Source organism: Geomicrobium sp. JCM 19037, from assembly GCF_000698105.1.
GTDB lineage: Bacteria > Bacillota > Bacilli > Bacillales > Marinococcaceae > Geomicrobium_A.
Genome location: NZ_BAWZ01000024.1, coordinates 16868 through 35003 on the forward strand (window position 1 = coordinate 16868; position 18136 = coordinate 35003).

Consider the following 18136-nt stretch of genomic DNA (forward strand, 5'->3'; position numbering starts at 1 on the left):
AATGATGAGAGGAGGACAGCAGTCGCGATTGACTGATGACCCTATGGATAAGAACTGGTATGTTGTTCATACGTACTCTGGGTATGAAAACCGAGTGAAAGCGAACCTTGAAAAACGAGTAGAATCAATGGAAATGCTTGATAAAATTTTCCGTGTCCTCGTTCCGGTAGAAGAAGAAACAGAAACAAAGAACGGCAAAACGAAAACGGTAAATCGTAAGACATTTCCTGGATATGTTCTCGTTGAGATGGTCATGACGGATGACTCTTGGTATGTGGTTCGTAACACACCAGGAGTTACTGGATTTGTCGGCTCTTCGGGCGCGGGATCAAAACCGACAGCGCTTTTGCCAGATGAAGTGGATTCGATTCTAAGGCAGATGGGCGTGGAAGCTCCGAAAGCAGAAATTGACTTAGAAATTAAAGAGTCGGTGAAAGTAAAAGAAGGACCGTTTACTGATTTCACAGGGACGGTTGAGGAAATTAGTCTTGAGAAACAGAAAGTAAAAGTGCATGTGAACATGTTTGGTCGAGAAACACCGGTAGAATTAGAATTCCATCAAGTTGAGAAACTCTCATAACAATTTCCACTTGCGCTTCATCCCGCTGGATGATAAGATTTTAATGTTTGCATCAACTATCACAATTGGTAGTTGTCAACAAGTGGGAGGGCACGTTTGCCCGAAACACCACATTACGAACGAAGGAGGTGTGTCGCGTGGCTAGAAAAGTTCAAACCGTAGTGAAGCTACAGATTCCTGCAGGTAAAGCTAACCCGGCACCACCGGTCGGTCCTGCCCTTGGTCAGGCTGGTGTAAATATCATGGGCTTCTGTAAAGAGTTTAACGCACGTACACAGGAGCAAACAGGAACTATTATTCCTGTTGAGATTACTGTTTATGAAGACCGTTCATTCACATTTGTGACGAAGACTCCACCAGCAGCGATTCTTCTTAAAGAAGCAGCTGGAGTACAATCTGGTTCTGGAGAGCCGCACAAAGTGAAGGTTGCATCAGTAACTGCTGAACAAGTACGTGGAATCGCTGAAACGAAGATGGAAGACTTAAACGCTGCTGATCTTGATGCTGCTGTAAAGATGATTGAAGGTACAGCGCGTAGCATGGGGATCACTGTTGAAGGCTAACGATTAGTCGCAATAGAACGGCAAGAAAGGTTGCGATCACCGGCGAAAATCGGGCTTTCGCAACCTTGATTCTTGTATGATTGTCTTTCTCTAGGAATGAATCTTCTCTAGCGATTAAGCGTGGGAGGTCAAACCGTTAAAACCACAAAAAGAGGAGTTGTTAGATATGGCTAAGAAACACGGTAAGAAATACGAAGACGCAAAGAAACAAGTCGATGTTACGAAAGAATACACTGCAAGCGAAGCCATTGAGCTTGTGAAAAAAGTTGCTCCGGCAAACTTTGATGAAACAGTTGAGGTAGCTGTGCGTCTTGGCGTAGACCTCGTAAAGCGGATCAACAAATCCGTGGCGCGGTCGTTCTTCCAAATGGTACGGGCAAAACTCAACGTGTTCTTGTATTTGCAAAAGGTGAAAAAGCGAAGGAAGCTGAAGAAGCAGGCGCGGACTTCGTTGGTGAAGAAGACCTTGTAAACAAAATCAACAAGGTTGGATGGACTTTGACGTCGTTGTTGCAACACCAGACATGATGGCGCAAGTTGGTAAATTAGGTCGTGTGCTTGGACCAAAAGGTCTAATGCCAAACCCGAAAACGGGTACAGTAACAATGGATGTGACTCAAGCTGTTAACGAAATCAAAGCGGGTAAAGTAGAATACCGCGTTGAAAAAGCAGGAAATGTACACGTTCCAATTGGAAAAGTATCCTTTACTGAAGAGCAACTGCTAGCGAACTTCAAAACCATTCTCGATATCCTTGCAAAAGCGAAGCCTTCTGCAGCGAAAGGTACGTACATGAAGAACATTGCTGTATCTTCATCTATGGGACCGGGTGTGAAAGTTAGTACGTCTGGCTTCACTAGCTAATTTTTCCGTATTGACATTTGATAGGCCGCTATATATAATGAGAACGGCTAATGAATAACTATACTGCCGCAGACAGTAGGTGCACATTGTGCGTAAATCCTGCCGAGGTATCGATTTGATAGAATAGACACGATTGTGTCCTTCTGAATCTCCTCTGTCTGTGTGTATGCATAGGCAGGGGAGTTTTTGATCCTCTGAACGGCAAATTTTCAGGAGGTGGAATGATGAGCAGTGTAATCGAGCAGAAACAAGCCGTTGTTAACGAGATTATCGGTAAATTTAACGAAAGTGAGTCCATCATCTTAGTTGATTACCGCGGTCTTAGCGTAAGCCAAGACACGGAGCTTCGTACGAAGCTTCGTGAAGCAGACGTTGAGCTTAAAGTGACAAAAACACGTTAACACGTCGTGCGACAGCGGAAACGAACTATACTGAACTGGACGAAGCTCTCGCAGGTCCGACGGCCGTAGCAACGAGCAAGACAGATGCAGTAGCAGCTGCAAGAGTACTCAACGATTTCTCTAAGGATAACGAAGCGCTTGAAATTAAAGCGGGCGTCATCCAAGGAATCGTAACGCCTGTTGAAGACATCAAGAAGATTGCTGAACTTCCTTCTTACGAAGGACTTGTATCTATGCTTCTTAGCGTACTACAAGCACCAATCAGAAACTTCGCGTTGGCTTCAAAAGCAGTTGCAGACCAAAAAGAAGAAGAAAGTGCGTAAGCACCTACTATTACACATTCCTGAAGGAGGAAATATACAATGGCTAAAGAGCAAATCATTGAAGAAATCAAAGGCATGACTGTCCTTGAATTGAACGACCTTGTTAAAGCAATCGAAGAAGAATTTGGTGTTACAGCTGCTGCACCAGTTGCAGTTGCAGGTGGCGGAGACGCAGGTGCTGCTGAAGAGCAGACTGAATTCAACGTCGTTCTTACTTCTGCTGGTTCTTCTAAAATCGGTGTTATCAAAGTGGTTCGTGGAATCACAGGCCTTGGTCTTAAAGAAGCGAAAGCTCTTGTTGACGGCGCCCCTGAAACACTTAAAGAAGGCGTAAGCAAAGACGACGCTGAAGACATGAAGAGCCAACTTGAAGAAGCTGGCGCTGAAGTCGAAATCAAGTAATTGTTCCACACAAACTTCCCTGTATCTCTTGCAGGGAAGTTTTTTTATCGATAGATTTCGAGAGTATTCGAAGGTTTGGGCGTGTTAGATAGATTTAAAAGCTAGTGGATAAAAGGGGTGTGTGGCGTGAGTAGTCACTACTATGATTCAAAACCTACGGTCGGGAGCGAACGCGGAGAAGTCAGTATTGATGTGAACGGTGAGCGTGTGACGTACAGTACCGATCGGGGGGTATTTTCAAAAGGTGAGGTCGACTTTGGCAGTCGGTTTCTTTTGGAGACGTTCGTCGAACCTGAAGTAGCAGGAGGTATTCTTGATGTCGGCTCGGGTTACGGGACGCTTGGCATCGCGATTGCTAAAACTAGCAACCGCCATGTATGGATGACCGACATTAATGAACGAGCAGTAGCCCTCTCTAAAGAGAACGCAACAAAAAATAAAGTCGATTCACAAGTCACGGTTGTTCAAGGGTCTGTTCTTGAACGTATTCCGGATGATTTGCGATTTGCAGCCGTCGTGACGAATCCGCCAATTCGAGCGGGTAAAGACGTTGTCCATCAAATCTTTGAAGATGTGCACCGGGTTTTAGAGAATGGTGGTGAGCTGTGGGTCGTCATTCAAAAGAAGCAAGGCCCGTCAGCCAAAAAGAAATTAGTGGAGTTGTTTGGTGACGTTGAAGAGGTAGCGAAACGAAAAGGGTACTCACTTTTTCGGAGTCGGAAATAAAAAAAGAAAAGAATATTTGACCGGTTGTTGAATTTGTGATACTATCATTTAATGCGTATAACCGTCTCTTTTTATGCATTTTTTTCGATAAAAAGAGGAGTATAAAGGTTATTGCGGTCGGGAAGACTAAGTGAATACGAGTAAAAGAGGTTGGTATTTTTATCCTGTATAATATGAACCTTTTTCGGTTTTTTACACGGTTTTCCCGCCGTTTTATATAACGATCGGCATCATCCTAGATGATTGTTTCCCCCATTTTAACAAAAATGGCAGAGTCTTGCCGAGGCTATTGGGATCAGTAAAAAATACGCGGATTTGAGGGGTGAATTCGTTGACAGGTCAACTCATTCAGTATGGACGCCATCGCCAGCGAAGAAGCTACGCGCGGATTAGTGAAGTTCTTGATCTTCCTAATCTCATCGAGATTCAGACAGCTTCATATCAATGGTTCCTTGACGAAGGGATTCGTGAGATGTTTCAAGACATTTCACCGATTGAAGATTTTACGGGAAATCTAGTGCTGGAATTCATCGATTACAGCTTAGGTGAACCAAAGTACTCTGTTGAGGATTCAAAGGAGCGGGATGTAACATATTCAGCGCCTTTACGGGTGAAAGTTCGTTTAATGAATCAAGAAACAGGCGAAGTGAAAGAACAAGAAGTATTCATGGGCGACTTTCCGTTGATGACGGATACAGGTACTTTTGTAATTAATGGTGCCGAGCGAGTCATCGTTTCCCAACTCGTCCGCTCTCCAAGTGTATATTACAGTCGCAAGACTGATAAGAACGGTAAGAAAGGCTTCACGGCTACGGTCATTCCAAACCGTGGTGCGTGGTTAGAGCTAGAAACCGATGCAAAAGACATTGTATACGTACGTATTGATCGTACACGTAAGCTCCCTGTAACGGTACTCCTTCGTGCTTTAGGTTTTGGTTCCGACCAAGACATCGTTGATCTCATTGGTGAGAACGAATACTTGAGAAACTCATTAGAGAAAGACAACACAGAAGATACAGAGAAAGCTTTATTAGAAATCTATGAGCGTCTTCGCCCAGGTGAGCCGCCGACGGTGGATAACGCCCGTAGTCTATTGGAATCACGTTTCTTTGATCCGAAGCGTTACGACTTTGCAAATGTTGGACGTTATAAGATTAACAAGAAGCTCCATATTAAAGATCGCTTATTTAACCAAGTGCTAGCTGAAACATTAGCAGACCCTGAAACTGGCGAAGTGATTGCTGAAGAAGGCACACAGATTGATCGTCGCACATTAGACCGCCTCATGCCTTACATTGAGAACGATCTTGGGTTAAAAACGTATACCGTTGCCGACGGTGTTGTTGAAGACGCCGATATTAATGTGCAATCGATTAAGATTTATGCACCGAACGACCCTGAAGGCGAGCAAACGATTCAGGTCATTAGTAACGGTGTGATTGATAAGAGCATCAAGAACATTACAGCGGAAGATATTATCGCTTCGATCAGTTATTTCTTTAACCTTCTTCACGGGGTCGGAAATACTGACGATATTGACCACTTAGGAAACCGTCGTCTTCGTTCTGTTGGTGAATTGTTACAGAACCAATTCCGTATCGGGCTTTCTAGAATGGAACGTGTGGTTCGTGAGCGTATGTCAATTCAAGACCCTAGCCAGATAACACCGCAGGCTTTAATTAACATTCGCCCAGTGATCGCCTCCATCAAAGAGTTCTTTGGTAGCTCACAGCTATCTCAGTTCATGGATCAAACGAACCCACTTGCTGAACTTACACACAAGCGTCGTTTATCTGCACTAGGGCCTGGTGGTTTGACAAGAGAGCGTGCCGGAATGGAAGTACGAGACGTTCACTACTCCCACTATGGTCGGATGTGTCCGATTGAGACTCCAGAAGGCCGAACATCGGTTTGATTAACTCGTTATCGAGTTACGCAAAAGTGAATGCGTTTGGTTTTATGGAAGCTCCGTACCGTCGTGTTGACCCAGAAACTGGGCGAGTCACCGAACGTATTGATTACTTGACTGCAGATGAAGAGCACAACTACGTTGTTGCGCAAGCGAATGCGAAGTTAAATGACGATGGAACGTTTGTTGATGATGATATTATTGCACGTTTCCGTGAAGAGAATACAATCGTTTCTAAAGATCGTATTGATTATATGGACGTATCACCGAAACAGGTCGTTTCCGCGGCGACTGCATCCATTCCATTCCTTGAAAATGACGACTCCAACCGAGCGTTAATGGGAGCGAACATGCAGCGTCAAGCCGTACCGTTGTTGCAGCCAGAAGCACCCGTTGTTGGAACAGGCATTGAGTATGTTTCGGCGAAAGACTCGGGAGCTGCTGTTGTTGCAAGAGAACGCGGCATTGTAAAACGAGTAACGGCTCGTGAGATTCGTATTCGCAAGCTCGTTGACGTTGATGGCAAAGAAGTTGAGACAGACGATCAAGTGTATCGTATGTCGAAGTTTATTCGCTCGAACCAAGGAACGAGTTACAACCAACGTCCAATTGTGTCTGAAGGCGACATCGTAGATAAAGGTGAAGTTCTTGCTGATGGACCTTCTATGGATAAAGGTGAGATGGCTCTTGGTCGCAACGTTCTCGTTGGCTTTATGACCTGGGATGGTTATAACTATGAGGATGCGATCATTCTAAGTGAGCGACTCGTGAAAGATGATGTATTCACATCCATTCACATTGAAGAGTATGAATCAGAGGCTCGGGACACGAAACTCGGTCCAGAAGAGATTACACGCGACATTCCAAACATCGGTGAAGATGCGCTTCGAAACTTAGATGAGCGCGGAATTATCCGCGTAGGTGCTGAAGTGAAAGACGGCGACATTCTTGTCGGTAAAGTAACCCCGAAAGATGACTGAACTGACAGCAGAAGAACGTCTGCTTCATGCGATCTTTGGTGAGAAGGCACGTGAAGTTCGTGATACATCACTTCGTGCACCTCACGGTGGCGATGGAATTGTCCTCGATGTGAAGATTTTCAACCGTGACGATGGTGATGAATTACCACCAGGTGTTAATCAGCTTGTGCGCGTATACATCGTGCAAAAGCGTAAGATTAACGAAGGTGACAAGATGCTGGACGCCACGGGAATAAAGGTGTTATTTCACGAATTCTTCCTGAAGAAGATATGCCGTATCTTCCTGATGGGACACCAATCGACATTATGCTTAACCCGCTTGGAGTACCATCGCGTATGAATATCGGACAAGTGCTTGAGATGCACCTTGGAATGGCTGCACGTCAGCTAGGTATCCACGTCGCTTCTCCAGTATTTGATGGTGCTCGCGAGGAAGATGTGTGGGAGACGCTAGAAGAAGCAGGTATGGCAAGAGACGGTAAGACCATTCTTTATGATGGTCGTACTGGAGATGCATTCGACAACCGTGTGTCTGTCGGCGTCATGTACATGATTAAGTTGGCGCACATGGTTGATGATAAATTGCATGCACGTTCTACTGGACCATACTCTCTCGTTACGCAACAACCGTTGGGTGGTAAAGCTCAATTTGGTGGTCAGCGTTTTGGAGAGATGGAAGTTTGGGCACTTGAAGCATACGGTGCTGCGTACACACTTCAAGAGATTTTAACGGTGAAATCCGATGACGTTGTTGGACGTGTGAAAACGTACGAAGCGATCGTGAAAGGCGAAAACGTGCCTGAACCTGGGGTTCCAGAATCATTCAAAGTATTGATTAAAGAACTCCAAAGTCTCGGTATGGATGTAAAAATGCTATCAAGCAACGAAGAAGAGATTGAAATGAAAGAGCTGGACGACGAAGAAGAGCAATCGAATGATAAAATGAACCTGAAGCTTGAAACAACGGAAAACGCCTAAGGTTTTGCAATCGGTAAAGGAAAGCCCCGTGCGGGGCTCTTTACCTCTTTTGCTACTGTTACCCGTCACTCAGCCCCTTTGACAACAGAGCGCAGGAAAGGGAGGGTCACCCTTTGATCGATGTCAATAATTTTGAATACATGAAAGTTGGTCTTGCATCTCCAGACAAGATCCGTAGTTGGTCTCGTGGTGAAGTGAAAAAGCCCGAAACCATTAACTATCGAACGTTAAAGCCAGAGAAAGACGGGCTATTTTGTGAGCGTATTTTCGGTCCACAAAAGGATTGGGAATGTCACTGCGGGAAATACAAACGCGTCCGCTACAAAGGCGTTGTTTGTGATCGTTGCGGTGTTGAGGTTACCCGTGCCAAAGTTCGTCGTGAACGCATGGGGCACATTGAGCTAGCCGCACCTGTTTCTCATATCTGGTACTTTAAAGGATCCCAAGTCGTATGGGGCTCGTATTGGATATGTCTCCACGTTCGTTAGAAGAAGTGATTTACTTTGCTTCTTACGTTGTGACAGATACAGGCGATACACCACTTGAATATAAGCAGTTGCTATCTGAGAAAGAATACCGCGCATACTACGACAAGTATGGTCGTACGTTCACGGCACAAATGGTGCTGAAGCGATCCGGAAGATTCTTTCTGATTTAGATCTAGAAAAAGAAGTAAAAGCGCTAAAAGATGAATTAGAAACGGCTCAAGGCAACGTCGTACTCGTGCGATCAAGCGCCTTGAAGTGATTGAAGCGTTCCGTAACTCTGGAAATCACCCTTCTTGGATGATTATGGATGTATTGCCAGTCATCCCGCCTGAGCTTCGTCCGATGGTTCAATTGGATGGCGGTCGTTTTGCGACGTCTGACTTGAATGATTTGTATCGTCGAGTCATTAACCGTAACAATCGTCTGAAGCGTCTTTTAGATCTTGGTGCCCCGAGCATTATCGTTCAAAACGAGAAGCGGATGCTCCAGGAAGCTGTAGACGCACTTATTGATAATGGTCGTCGTGGCCGTCCGGTAACGGGTCCTGGTAATCGACCGTTGAAATCACTTTCGCACATGTTGAAAGGTAAGCAAGGTCGTTTCCGTCAGAACTTACTCGGAAAGCGTGTTGACTACTCTGGTCGTTCCGTAATCGTTGTCGGTCCGAACTTAAAGATGTATCAGTGCGGTCTTCCGAAAGAAATGGCCCTAGAACTATTTAAGCCTTTTGTAATGAAAGAGCTTGTTGCTAAAGGTCAAGCGCACAACATTAAAAGCGCAAAACGTAAAGTTGATCGTGTACAGCCTGAAGTTTGGGATGTGCTTGAAGAAGTGATCAAGGAGCATCCGGTTTTATTAAACCGAGCCCCAACCCTTCACCGTCTTGGAATTCAAGCATTTGAACCGATCCTTGTAGAAGGGCGCGCAATTAAGCTGCACCCACTCGTATGTACCGCGTATAACGCCGACTTTGATGGTGACCAAATGGCGGTTCACGTGCCACTTTCAGCAGAGGCTCAGTCAGAAGCGCGCGTACTCATGCTTGCTGCACAAAACATCTTGAACCCGAAAGACGGGAAACCAGTTGTTACTCCTTCACAAGATATGGTTCTTGGTAACTATTACTTGACGCTCGAACGTGAAGGTGCAGTTGGAGAAGGTACGGTGTTTAAGGATAGTGATGAGGCACTCACCGCTTACCAAAACGGCTACGTGCATTTGCATACACGTATAGGAATTCCTGTTCGGTCATTGAACAAAACGACATTCCCTGAGAACACAGAAGACCGTATTTTATTAACGAGCACCGGTAAGTTGATCTTTAACGAAATTCTTCCGGAGTCGTTCCCGTATATCAATGAGCCAACGGCGATTAACCTTGAACAAGAAACGCCAAAAGAATATTTTGTTACAAGTGATACAGATATTAAGAAAACAATAGCTGAACGACCAGTCGTTGCTCCTTTCAAGAAAGGGTTCCTCGGAGATGTCATCGCTGAAGTGTTCAAGAAGTTTCAAGTCACTGAAACATCCCGAATGCTTGACCGAATGAAAGACCTTGGTTTCTACTATTCAACAAAAGCTGGCCTTACCGTAGGTGTGGCTGACATCGTAGTACTCGCTGAAAAAGGTGAAATTCTTGATGCAGCTGAATTGCAAGTAGACCGAGTGATGAAACAGTTCCGAAGAGGTCTCATTACGGAAGAGGAACGTTATGACAAGATCATCTCGATTTGGAGTGAAGCAAAAGACGACATCCAAAGCCGCCTAATGAAAACACTCGACAAATCGAATCCGATCTTTATGATGAGTGATTCCGGAGCACGTGGTAACGCCTCAAACTTTACGCAGCTTGCGGGTATGCGTGGTCTAATGGCGAACCCATCTGGTCGAATCATTGAGCTTCCAATCAAGTCCAGTTTCCGTGAAGGTCTAACCGTACTCGAGTACTTTATCTCGACACACGCGCCCGTAAAGGTCTAGCCGATACGGCATTGAAGACAGCAGACTCTGGTTACTTGACCCGTCGTCTTGTTGATGTTGCCCAAGACGTCATTGTTCGTGAGGATGATTGCGGCACGGATCGCGGTCTCGTTGTTTCACCGATTAGAGAAGGTACTGAAGAAATTGAGAACCTTTATGATCGTCTCGTTGGTCGCTTTGCGTTCCAAACGGTCAAACACCCTGAAACCGGCGAAGTCCTTGCCAGACCGAATGAATTGATCAATGAAGAGTCTGCAAAAACAATCGTTGACGCAGGCGTCGAATCATTGAAAATCCGTTCTGTCTTCACGTGTGACACGTCACACGGTGTATGTAATAAATGTTACGGCCGTAACTTGGCGACAGGAAGCGATGTTGAAGTCGGCGAAGCGGTCGGTATTATCGCAGCCCAGTCCATTGGTGAGCCAGGTACACAGCTTACGATGCGTACGTTCCATACGGGCGGTGTAGCTGGGGATGACATCACGCAAGGTCTACCGCGTATCCAAGAGTTGTTTGAGGCGCGTAATCCGAAAGGTCAAGCGCTTATTACAGAACTCAAAGGAACGATCGAAGAGATCCGTGACGCTGGTGACAAGAAAGATGTTGTCATTCGCGGAGAGTATGAGTCACGTTCCTATACAACCGCATATGGTGCACGCTTGAAAGTATCCGAAGGCGATCAAGTTGAAGCAGGGCAGGCACTGACTGAAGGTTCCATTGACCCGAAAGAATTAATCAAAGTTACCGGTCTGGATGAGGTTCAAGAGTACCTCTTGAAAGAAGTTCAGAAGGTTTACCGAATGCAAGGGGTAGAGATTGGTGACAAACACGTTGAAGTGATGGTTCGCCAAATGCTCCGTAAGATTCGCGTGAATGACTCTGGAGACACTGATGTACTTCCAGGAACACTTGTTGAAGTTAACTCTTTCAACAAAGCAAACATCGACGTGCTTCGAAAAGGGAAGCGCCAGCGGTGGGAGCTCCAGTTATCCTAGGGATTACAAAAGCATCTCTTGAGACTGACTCGTTCTTATCAGCTGCGTCGTTCCAAGAAACGACACGTGTGCTCACAGATGCGGCCATTAAAGGGCGCAGAGATGCACTTCTTGGCTTAAAAGAGAATGTTATTATCGGTAAGCTCGTCCCAGCAGGTACAGGTATGCAACGTTACCGAACACTCAAGGGCGAGACAGCAGATGAAGGAAAGCAAGTGAACTAGAACCAGAGACAATCGGTTACGACTAAAAACCGTATTGACACATCATCTCCACTTTGTTAAGATGTCTAAGTGCGCGTAATTCGCCTGTATTTGAGGTGGCGATAATGGGTTATGATAAGGTAATGAATGCTAGCACACGATATGTTGGTTTGAAGCGGACATTAAAAGCGGTCTCTGACGGTTTAGCGACGGAAGTATTCGTTGCTGAAGATGCCGACCATGAGTTGCTTCGTAAAGTCTCGGACACCGCATATGAAAAGCAAATACCTTTGGTAATGGTTCCATCTATGAAAAAGCTCGGCAAAGCTTGCGGTATTGAAGTTAATGCTGCGGCTGTAGCTATAAAAAAGTAGTCCTGTTTTTACTGGCGGGCGTTCTCGCCCGTCCAGTAAGAACTTTACTTTTGCCCAATTGTGAACCACCTGGAACGGTGGTCTTGAAAATCGCGATGATGACGCGGTTTTGAACGCTACACAAACCGTGGTGGATTTCATGAATGCAAGCTGCATGAGAATTAAGTTGTGAAAGGAGGAAATATCGATGCCAACAATGAATCAACTCGTTCGAAAAGGACGTAAGTCTAAAATGAAGAAGTCAGATGCACCAGCATTGAACAAAGGCTATAACAGCTTCAAAAAAGTTCAAACTGACCTATCTTCTCCTCATAAACAAGGGGTATGTACTCGTGTCGGTACAATGACACCGAAGAAGCCGAACTCTGCTCTTCGTAAGTATGCACGTGTACGTTTGACGAATGGAATTGAAGTAACTGCATACATCCCTGGAATTGGACACAATCTTCAGGAGCACAGTGTTGTATTGATCCGCGGTGGTCGTGTAAAAGACCTTCCGGGTGTTCGTTACCACATCGTACGTGGTGCGCTTGATACAGCAGGCGTTCAAGACCGTAAGCAAGGTCGTTCTAAGTATGGAACGAAGCGTGCGAAAGCAAAGAAATAATAAGCTTTACTATTATAGAAGAAATGAATTCAGATGTCTTGTTTGAGACAGAAAGGAGGGTTGGTTATGCCTCGTAAAGGTCCTGTACCTCGTCGTGAAGTGCTTGCCGATCCGATCTACAACTCTAAGTTGGTCACTCGTTTGATTAACCGCATCATGGTGGATGGAAAGAAAGGTAAAGCGCAGAACATTCTTTACGCATCTTTTGATCTCGTCCGTGAGCGCAGTGGTCAAGATCCGGTTGAAGTTTTTGATCAAGCACTCAAAAATATCATGCCTGTACTTGAAGTTAAAGCACGCCGTGTCGGTGGTGCCAACTACCAAGTACCAATTGAAGTAAAGCCTGACCGCCGTACGACACTTGGTCTTCGTTGGTTAGTAAGCTATGCACGTCTTCGCGGAGAAAAAACGATGGAAGAGCGTCTAGCAAATGAAATTCTTGATGCATCAAACAACACAGGCTCTGCTGTTAAGAAGCGTGAAGACACGCATCGTATGGCTGAAGCAAACAAAGCGTTCGCACATTATCGCTGGTAAGCGTTTCGCAATCCAGTTGTAAATGATAGCTGAAAGGAGAAAGTGTAAACCATGGCAAGAGAGTTCTCCTTGGAGAAAACACGTAATATCGGTATCATGCACACATCGATGCCGGTAAAACGACTGCTACAGAACGTATTTTGTTCTATACGGGTCGTACTCATAAAATTGGTGAAACACATGAAGGCGCTTCTCAGATGGACTGGATGTCTCAAGAGCAAGAGCGTGGAATTACAATCACGTCTGCTGCGACAACAGCATCTTGGAAAGGCCACCGTATCAACATCATTGATACACCAGGACACGTCGACTTTACTGTTGAAGTAGAGCGTTCACTACGTGTTCTTGACGGTGCTGTTGCTGTACTCGATGCTCAATCTGGCGTTGAGCCACAAACAGAAACAGTATGGCGTCAAGCAACCACTTACCACGTTCCACGAATTGTATTCGTGAACAAGATGGATAAGATGGGTGCAGACTTCCTATACTCCGTCGGGACGTTGAATGATCGTCTAGACGCGAATGCACATCCAGTTCAGCTTCCAATTGGTGCTGAAGATGATTTTGAAGCAATCATTGACCTTGTAGAAATGAAAGCTTACTATTATCTTGATGATTTAGGGCAAAACACTGAAACACGTGAAATCCCTGATGAGCACCGTGAATTGGCTGATGAATATCGTGAGAAGCTCATCGAAGCTGTTGCAGAATTTGATGAAGAGTTGATGATGCGTTACCTTGATGGTGACACAATCAGCAACGAAGAACTCAAAACTGCCGTTCGTGAAGCGACACTTTCGGTACAGTTCTACCCAGTTCTTTGCGGTTCCGCATTTAAGAACAAAGGTGTTCAACCGATGATCGATGCAGTCATTGACTATCTTCCAGCTCCTACTGATGTTCCTGCAATTAAAGGACACAAAGTAGATAGCGACGAAGAAGTTATCCGTGAAGCGGATGACAACGGTCCATTCTCTGCACTTGCATTTAAAGTTATGACAGACCCTTACGTTGGTAAATTGACATTCTTCCGTGTTTATTCCGGAACACTTGATTCTGGTTCATACGTGAAGAATGCTTCTAAAGATAAGCGTGAGCGTGTTGGTCGTATTCTACAAATGCACGCAAACACTCGTGAGGAAATCAAAACGGTTTACTCAGGAGACATTGCCGCAGGTGTAGGTTTGAAAGATACGTCAACAGGAGATACTTTGTGTGATGAGAAGGAACTTGTGATTCTTGAATCCATGGACTTCCCAGAGCCAGTTATCTCACTATCTGTTGAACCGAAATCTAAAGCCGACCAAGATAAGATGGGTGTTGCCCTCGGTAAGCTTGCTGAAGAGGATCCAACATTCAAAACGTATACTGACGAAGAAACAGGTCAAACTGTTATCGCTGGTATGGGTGAGCTTCACCTCGACATCATCGTTGACCGTATGAAACGTGAATTTAAAGTTGAAGCGGTCGTTGGTGCACCACAAGTATCTTACCGTGAAACACTGCGTAAATCTGCAGAGCTTGAAGGTAAGTTTGTACGACAATCAGGTGGACGTGGACAGTACGGACACGTTAAAGTTGAGATTGGACCAAACGAAGAAGGTGCAGGCTTCGAATTCGAAAACAACATCGTTGGTGGTGTCGTTCCTCGTGAATACATTCCATCTGTTGAAGCTGGAATTGAAGAAGCACTTCAAAATGGTCTACTTGCAGGTTACCCTGTCATTGACGTTAAAGCTCGTCTATTCGATGGTTCTTACCACGATGTCGACTCCAACGAGATGGCATTTAAGATTGCGGCTTCCATGGCATTTAAAGAAGCGAAAGCTCATTGTCAGCCAGTTCTCTTAGAGCCACTCATGAAAGTTGAAATCGTTGTTCCAGAAGAATACATGGGTGATGTCATGGGTGACGTTACATCACGTCGTGGACGTGTTGACGGTATGGAAGCACGCGGCAACGCGCAAACCATCCGTGCATTTGTCCCGCTATCTGAGATGTTTGGTTATGCGACAGCGCTACGCTCAAACACACAAGGACGCGGAACGTACTCCATGTTCTTTGATCATTATGCAGAAGTACCAAAGAGTATTTCTGAAGAGATCATCAAAAAGAACACTGGAGAGTAATGACTTTGTTAGTAGTCTAGAAAGGTGATATGTGATTGAAATGCGCATGCCTCCTTTCTTGCTTCATAAATTTAAATTAATTTAAGGGAGGATATCCTCAAATGGCTAAAGAAAAATTTGACCGTTCCAAGACGCATGCCAATATTGGTACGATTGGACACGTTGACCACGGTAAAACAACACTAACTGCTGCAATCACAACTGTACTTCATAAAAAATCTGGTAAAGGTACTGCAATGGCGTATGACGCAATTGACGGTGCTCCAGAAGAGAAAGAGCGTGGAATTACAATCGCGACTTCTCACGTAGAGTACGAAACTGAAACGCGTCACTATGCACACGTTGACTGCCCAGGTCACGCTGACTACGTTAAAAACATGATCACTGGTGCTGCACAAATGGACGGCGCGATCCTCGTTGTATCTGCAGCGGATGGCCCAATGCCACAAACTCGTGAGCACATCCTTCTTTCTCGTAACGTAGGTGTACCTTCAATGGTTGTTTTCTTAAACAAAGTTGACATGGTAGACGACGAAGAGCTTCTTGAGCTTGTTGAGATGGAAGTACGTGACCTTCTTTCTGAGTATGACTTCCCAGGAGACGACATCCCAGTTGTTTCAGGTTCTGCTCTCAAAGCACTTGAAGGTGACGAAAGCTACGAAGAGAAAATTGTTGAGCTCATGAACGAAGTAGACAACTACATTCCAACTCCTGAGCGTGACAAAGACAAGCCATTCATGATGCCTGTTGAGGACGTATTCTCAATCACTGGCCGTGGTACAGTAGCAACGGGCCGTGTTGAGCGTGGCGTTCTTAACGTAGGAGACGAAATCGAAATCCTAGGAATCACTGAAGAGTCTAGAAAGTCTACAGTTACAGGTGTTGAGATGTTCCATAAGCTTCTTGACTACGCTGAAGCTGGTGACAACATTGGTGCACTTCTTCGTGGTGTTGACCGTGAGGACATCACTCGTGGTCAAGTACTAGCTAAGCCTGGTACAATTACTCCACACACGAACTTCAAAGCTGAAGTTTATGTACTTTCAAAAGATGAAGGTGGCCGTCACACGCCATTCTTCAACAACTACCGCCCACAGTTCTACTTCCGTACAACTGACGTAACAGGCGTTGTTAACCTTCCTGAGAACGTTGAGATGGTTATGCCTGGCGACAACACTGAAATGGAAGTTGAATTGATTTCACCAATCGCAATTGAAGACGGTACTCGTTTCTCAATCCGCGAAGGTGGACGTACTGTAGGTTCTGGTGTTGTTTCTACAATCACGAAGTAATCTCAGAACAAACAATAGAAGCAGGCTAGGAATGAGTCACTCATTCTTAGCCTGCTTTTTTCTGTTATGTATGCTGAGAAATACGTGCCTTGCACGTATGAATACAAGAATTGCTCATGCGTAGGCAGGTAGTCTCTGCATCAAACTTTCCGCATGATTCTTCTACGTGCATCATGCCCGTCATTTGTTCAACAATCACCAAATGGTTTTTTCATGTTGGATGTAAGATAGGTGACTACATACATAAAAATAAAGCTAGCAATTTTTGAACAGAGGTGTATACTGAAGGAATTACGAGGAGGAATGGTTATGAAGTTCATACAAAAGATTGTCGTCAAGTCGGCATTGTCTAGTGGTGCACTTGTTTTAGCGGTCTTGCTACTTCCCGTATTTCTTATTACAGAACAGGTTGATGGTTTTCAGCAATTAATTGATATGGTCTTCAAAGAAGATAAAGAATAATGGAAGAAAATGAACAGCCAAGAAACCTATCATTGGCTGTTCAATTTTGTTAAAATTGATGTACAGATCAAGTGAAAAGATCGCGCAAATTGGCGAGCTTAAAGACGAACAAAAACAATATGAATCCACTCTTGCATTCATAGGTGAAAGCCTTTATAATAGTAAAAGTGTGACAAAGTTGGAGATCCGCACGGATTTCCTGTTTTTATGTTGTCATTTGCGATGATGCAGAAGGTTGCTGACACACCCGGCCCCTTTGCCATGATGGGTGTGGGGGGATTTCTGCGGAGTAGGTCTGAAAATCAGGCGATAAAAGGAGGGCTAAACATGGCAAAAGAGAAGATTCGTATTCGATTGAAGGCGTATGATCACCGTATTCTCGATCAATCATCAGTGAAGATTGTAGACACGGCGAAACGTTCAGGTGCAAATGTATCCGGACCGATCCCGTTACCGACAGAGCGTTCGGTATACACAGTCTTACGTGCGACTCACAAGTACAAAGATTCGCGTGAGCAATTTGAGATGCGTACGCATAAACGTCTCATCGATATTATCAGTCCAACACCACAAACGGTGGACGCTTTAATGCGTTTGGATCTTCCATCCGGCGTTGACATTGAGATTAAGCTATAATCCAATTCACAGTTATAGGATGGCAGTTTGGACAAACAATTATGAACACAAAATATAGGAGGTGTGACTGATGGCCAAAGGAATCTTGGGTACAAAGATCGGCATGACACAGATTTTTAGCGAGAATGGCGAAGTCGTTCCAGTTACTGTCGTTCAAGCAAATCCGAATGTTGTCATGCAGTTGAAAACACAGGAAAAAGATGGTTACGATGCGGTGCAGTTAGGTGCAGATGACAAGAAAGATCATCGTTCTAACAAGCCGGAAAAAGGCCATGCTGAAAAAGCAAGCACGGCACCCAAGCGCTACGCTCGTGAATTCCGCAACATGGATGTTGGGACTCACGAAGTCGGTCAAGCGGTCAACGTAAATACATTTGAAGTCGGAGACATCATTGATGTGACCGGTACTTCAAAAGGTAAAGGTTTCCAAGGTGCAATTAAGCGTCATAACCAAGCGCGCGGTCCAATGAGCCACGGTTCTCGTTATCACCGTCGTCCGGGTTCACTCGGTACGATGCAAGATGCGAAGGTTATCAAAGGCATGGAAGGCCCGGGTCAAATGGGTGGCGAAAAGGTAACTGTACAAAACTTGGAAGTCGTACAAATCGACGAAGAGCGTAATTTGCTTCTTATTAAAGGGAACGTTCCTGGAGCAAAGAAAAGCTACGTTAAAATTCAAAGTGCTGTAAAAGGCAACTAACG

11 protein-coding genes, 5 pseudogenes and 1 other annotated feature are annotated in these 18136 nt (G+C 45.0%); all 16 genes and pseudogenes read left to right on the forward strand.

Annotated features, from left to right (window positions below; genetic code table 11):
* Positions 1-43 precede the first annotated feature (43 nt).
* The 16 genes and pseudogenes from nusG (at position 44) to rplC (ending at position 18134) form a co-directional block, all read left to right on the forward strand.
* Positions 44-580 (forward strand): transcription termination/antitermination protein NusG, encoded by a 537-nt coding sequence (gene nusG, locus JCM19037_RS13800; protein ID WP_042402087.1) that lies wholly within the window; start codon positions 44-46, stop codon positions 578-580.
* Positions 581-717: 137 nt separating this feature from the next.
* Positions 718-1143: a 50S ribosomal protein L11 gene (gene rplK, locus JCM19037_RS13805; protein ID WP_042402090.1), complete on the forward strand. Its 426-nt coding sequence runs from the start codon at positions 718-720 to the stop codon at positions 1141-1143.
* Between the two features lie 166 nt (positions 1144-1309).
* Positions 1310-2006, forward strand: a pseudogene (gene rplA, locus JCM19037_RS13810) (50S ribosomal protein L1).
* Between the two features lie 48 nt (positions 2007-2054).
* Positions 2055-2204: a sequence feature (ribosomal protein L10 leader region), on the forward strand.
* A 26-nt stretch (positions 2205-2230) separates the two neighbouring features.
* Positions 2231-2730 (forward strand): annotated as a pseudogene (rplJ, locus tag JCM19037_RS13815) (50S ribosomal protein L10).
* Between the two features lie 39 nt (positions 2731-2769).
* Positions 2770-3132, forward strand: coding sequence for a 50S ribosomal protein L7/L12 (gene rplL / locus JCM19037_RS13820; protein ID WP_042402097.1), 363 nt, complete (start codon positions 2770-2772; stop codon positions 3130-3132).
* Between the two features lie 126 nt (positions 3133-3258).
* A complete protein-coding gene (locus JCM19037_RS13825; protein WP_042402098.1) occupies positions 3259-3858 on the forward strand; it encodes a class I SAM-dependent methyltransferase in 600 nt (199 codons plus the stop codon).
* A gap of 331 nt (positions 3859-4189) precedes the next feature.
* A pseudogene (gene rpoB / locus JCM19037_RS13830) lies at positions 4190-7725 on the forward strand (DNA-directed RNA polymerase subunit beta).
* 113 nt (positions 7726-7838) lie between these two features.
* Positions 7839-11418, forward strand: a pseudogene (gene rpoC, locus JCM19037_RS13835) (DNA-directed RNA polymerase subunit beta').
* A 104-nt stretch (positions 11419-11522) separates the two neighbouring features.
* Positions 11523-11771, forward strand: coding sequence for a ribosomal L7Ae/L30e/S12e/Gadd45 family protein (locus tag JCM19037_RS13840; RefSeq protein WP_042402100.1), 249 nt, complete (start codon positions 11523-11525; stop codon positions 11769-11771).
* Positions 11772-11958: 187 nt separating this feature from the next.
* Complete coding sequence (rpsL, locus tag JCM19037_RS13845) at positions 11959-12378, forward strand: 30S ribosomal protein S12 (RefSeq protein WP_042402103.1); 420 nt, start codon at positions 11959-11961, stop codon at positions 12376-12378.
* A gap of 66 nt (positions 12379-12444) precedes the next feature.
* On the forward strand, positions 12445-12915 hold the full coding sequence (gene rpsG / locus JCM19037_RS13850; RefSeq protein ID WP_042402105.1) for a 30S ribosomal protein S7: 471 nt from the start codon (positions 12445-12447) through the stop codon (positions 12913-12915).
* Positions 12916-12966: 51 nt separating this feature from the next.
* Positions 12967-15044 (forward strand): annotated as a pseudogene (gene fusA / locus JCM19037_RS13855) (elongation factor G).
* 101 nt (positions 15045-15145) lie between these two features.
* A complete protein-coding gene (gene tuf, locus JCM19037_RS13860; protein ID WP_042402106.1) occupies positions 15146-16336 on the forward strand; it encodes an elongation factor Tu in 1191 nt (396 codons plus the stop codon).
* Between the two features lie 309 nt (positions 16337-16645).
* Complete coding sequence (locus JCM19037_RS25855) at positions 16646-16798, forward strand: hypothetical protein (protein WP_193744273.1); 153 nt, start codon at positions 16646-16648, stop codon at positions 16796-16798.
* 327 nt (positions 16799-17125) lie between these two features.
* Positions 17126-17434 carry a 30S ribosomal protein S10 gene (gene rpsJ, locus JCM19037_RS13865; RefSeq protein ID WP_042402109.1) on the forward strand — a complete coding sequence of 103 codons (309 nt, stop codon included), beginning with the start codon at positions 17126-17128 and terminating at the stop codon, positions 17432-17434.
* A gap of 70 nt (positions 17435-17504) precedes the next feature.
* Positions 17505-18134, forward strand: coding sequence for a 50S ribosomal protein L3 (rplC, locus tag JCM19037_RS13870; RefSeq protein WP_042402111.1), 630 nt, complete (start codon positions 17505-17507; stop codon positions 18132-18134).
* Positions 18135-18136 lie beyond the last annotated feature (2 nt).

What these genes read in the sequence shown, in the direction of transcription:
- JCM19037_RS13840 (WP_042402100.1), top strand. Translation starts at nt 11,523, where the DNA reads ATGGGTTATGATAAGGTAATGAATGCTAGCACACGATATGTTGGTTTG.
- rplC (WP_042402111.1), top strand. Translation starts at nt 17,505, where the DNA reads ATGGCCAAAGGAATCTTGGGTACAAAGATCGGCATGACACAGATTTTT.
- tuf (WP_042402106.1), top strand. Translation starts at nt 15,146, where the DNA reads ATGGCTAAAGAAAAATTTGACCGTTCCAAGACGCATGCCAATATTGGT.
- rpsG (WP_042402105.1), top strand. Translation starts at nt 12,445, where the DNA reads ATGCCTCGTAAAGGTCCTGTACCTCGTCGTGAAGTGCTTGCCGATCCG.
- rpsL (WP_042402103.1), top strand. Translation starts at nt 11,959, where the DNA reads ATGCCAACAATGAATCAACTCGTTCGAAAAGGACGTAAGTCTAAAATG.
- JCM19037_RS25855 (WP_193744273.1), top strand. Translation starts at nt 16,646, where the DNA reads ATGAAGTTCATACAAAAGATTGTCGTCAAGTCGGCATTGTCTAGTGGT.
- rplL (WP_042402097.1), top strand. Translation starts at nt 2,770, where the DNA reads ATGGCTAAAGAGCAAATCATTGAAGAAATCAAAGGCATGACTGTCCTT.
- rpsJ (WP_042402109.1), top strand. Translation starts at nt 17,126, where the DNA reads ATGGCAAAAGAGAAGATTCGTATTCGATTGAAGGCGTATGATCACCGT.
- nusG (WP_042402087.1), top strand. Translation starts at nt 44, where the DNA reads ATGGATAAGAACTGGTATGTTGTTCATACGTACTCTGGGTATGAAAAC.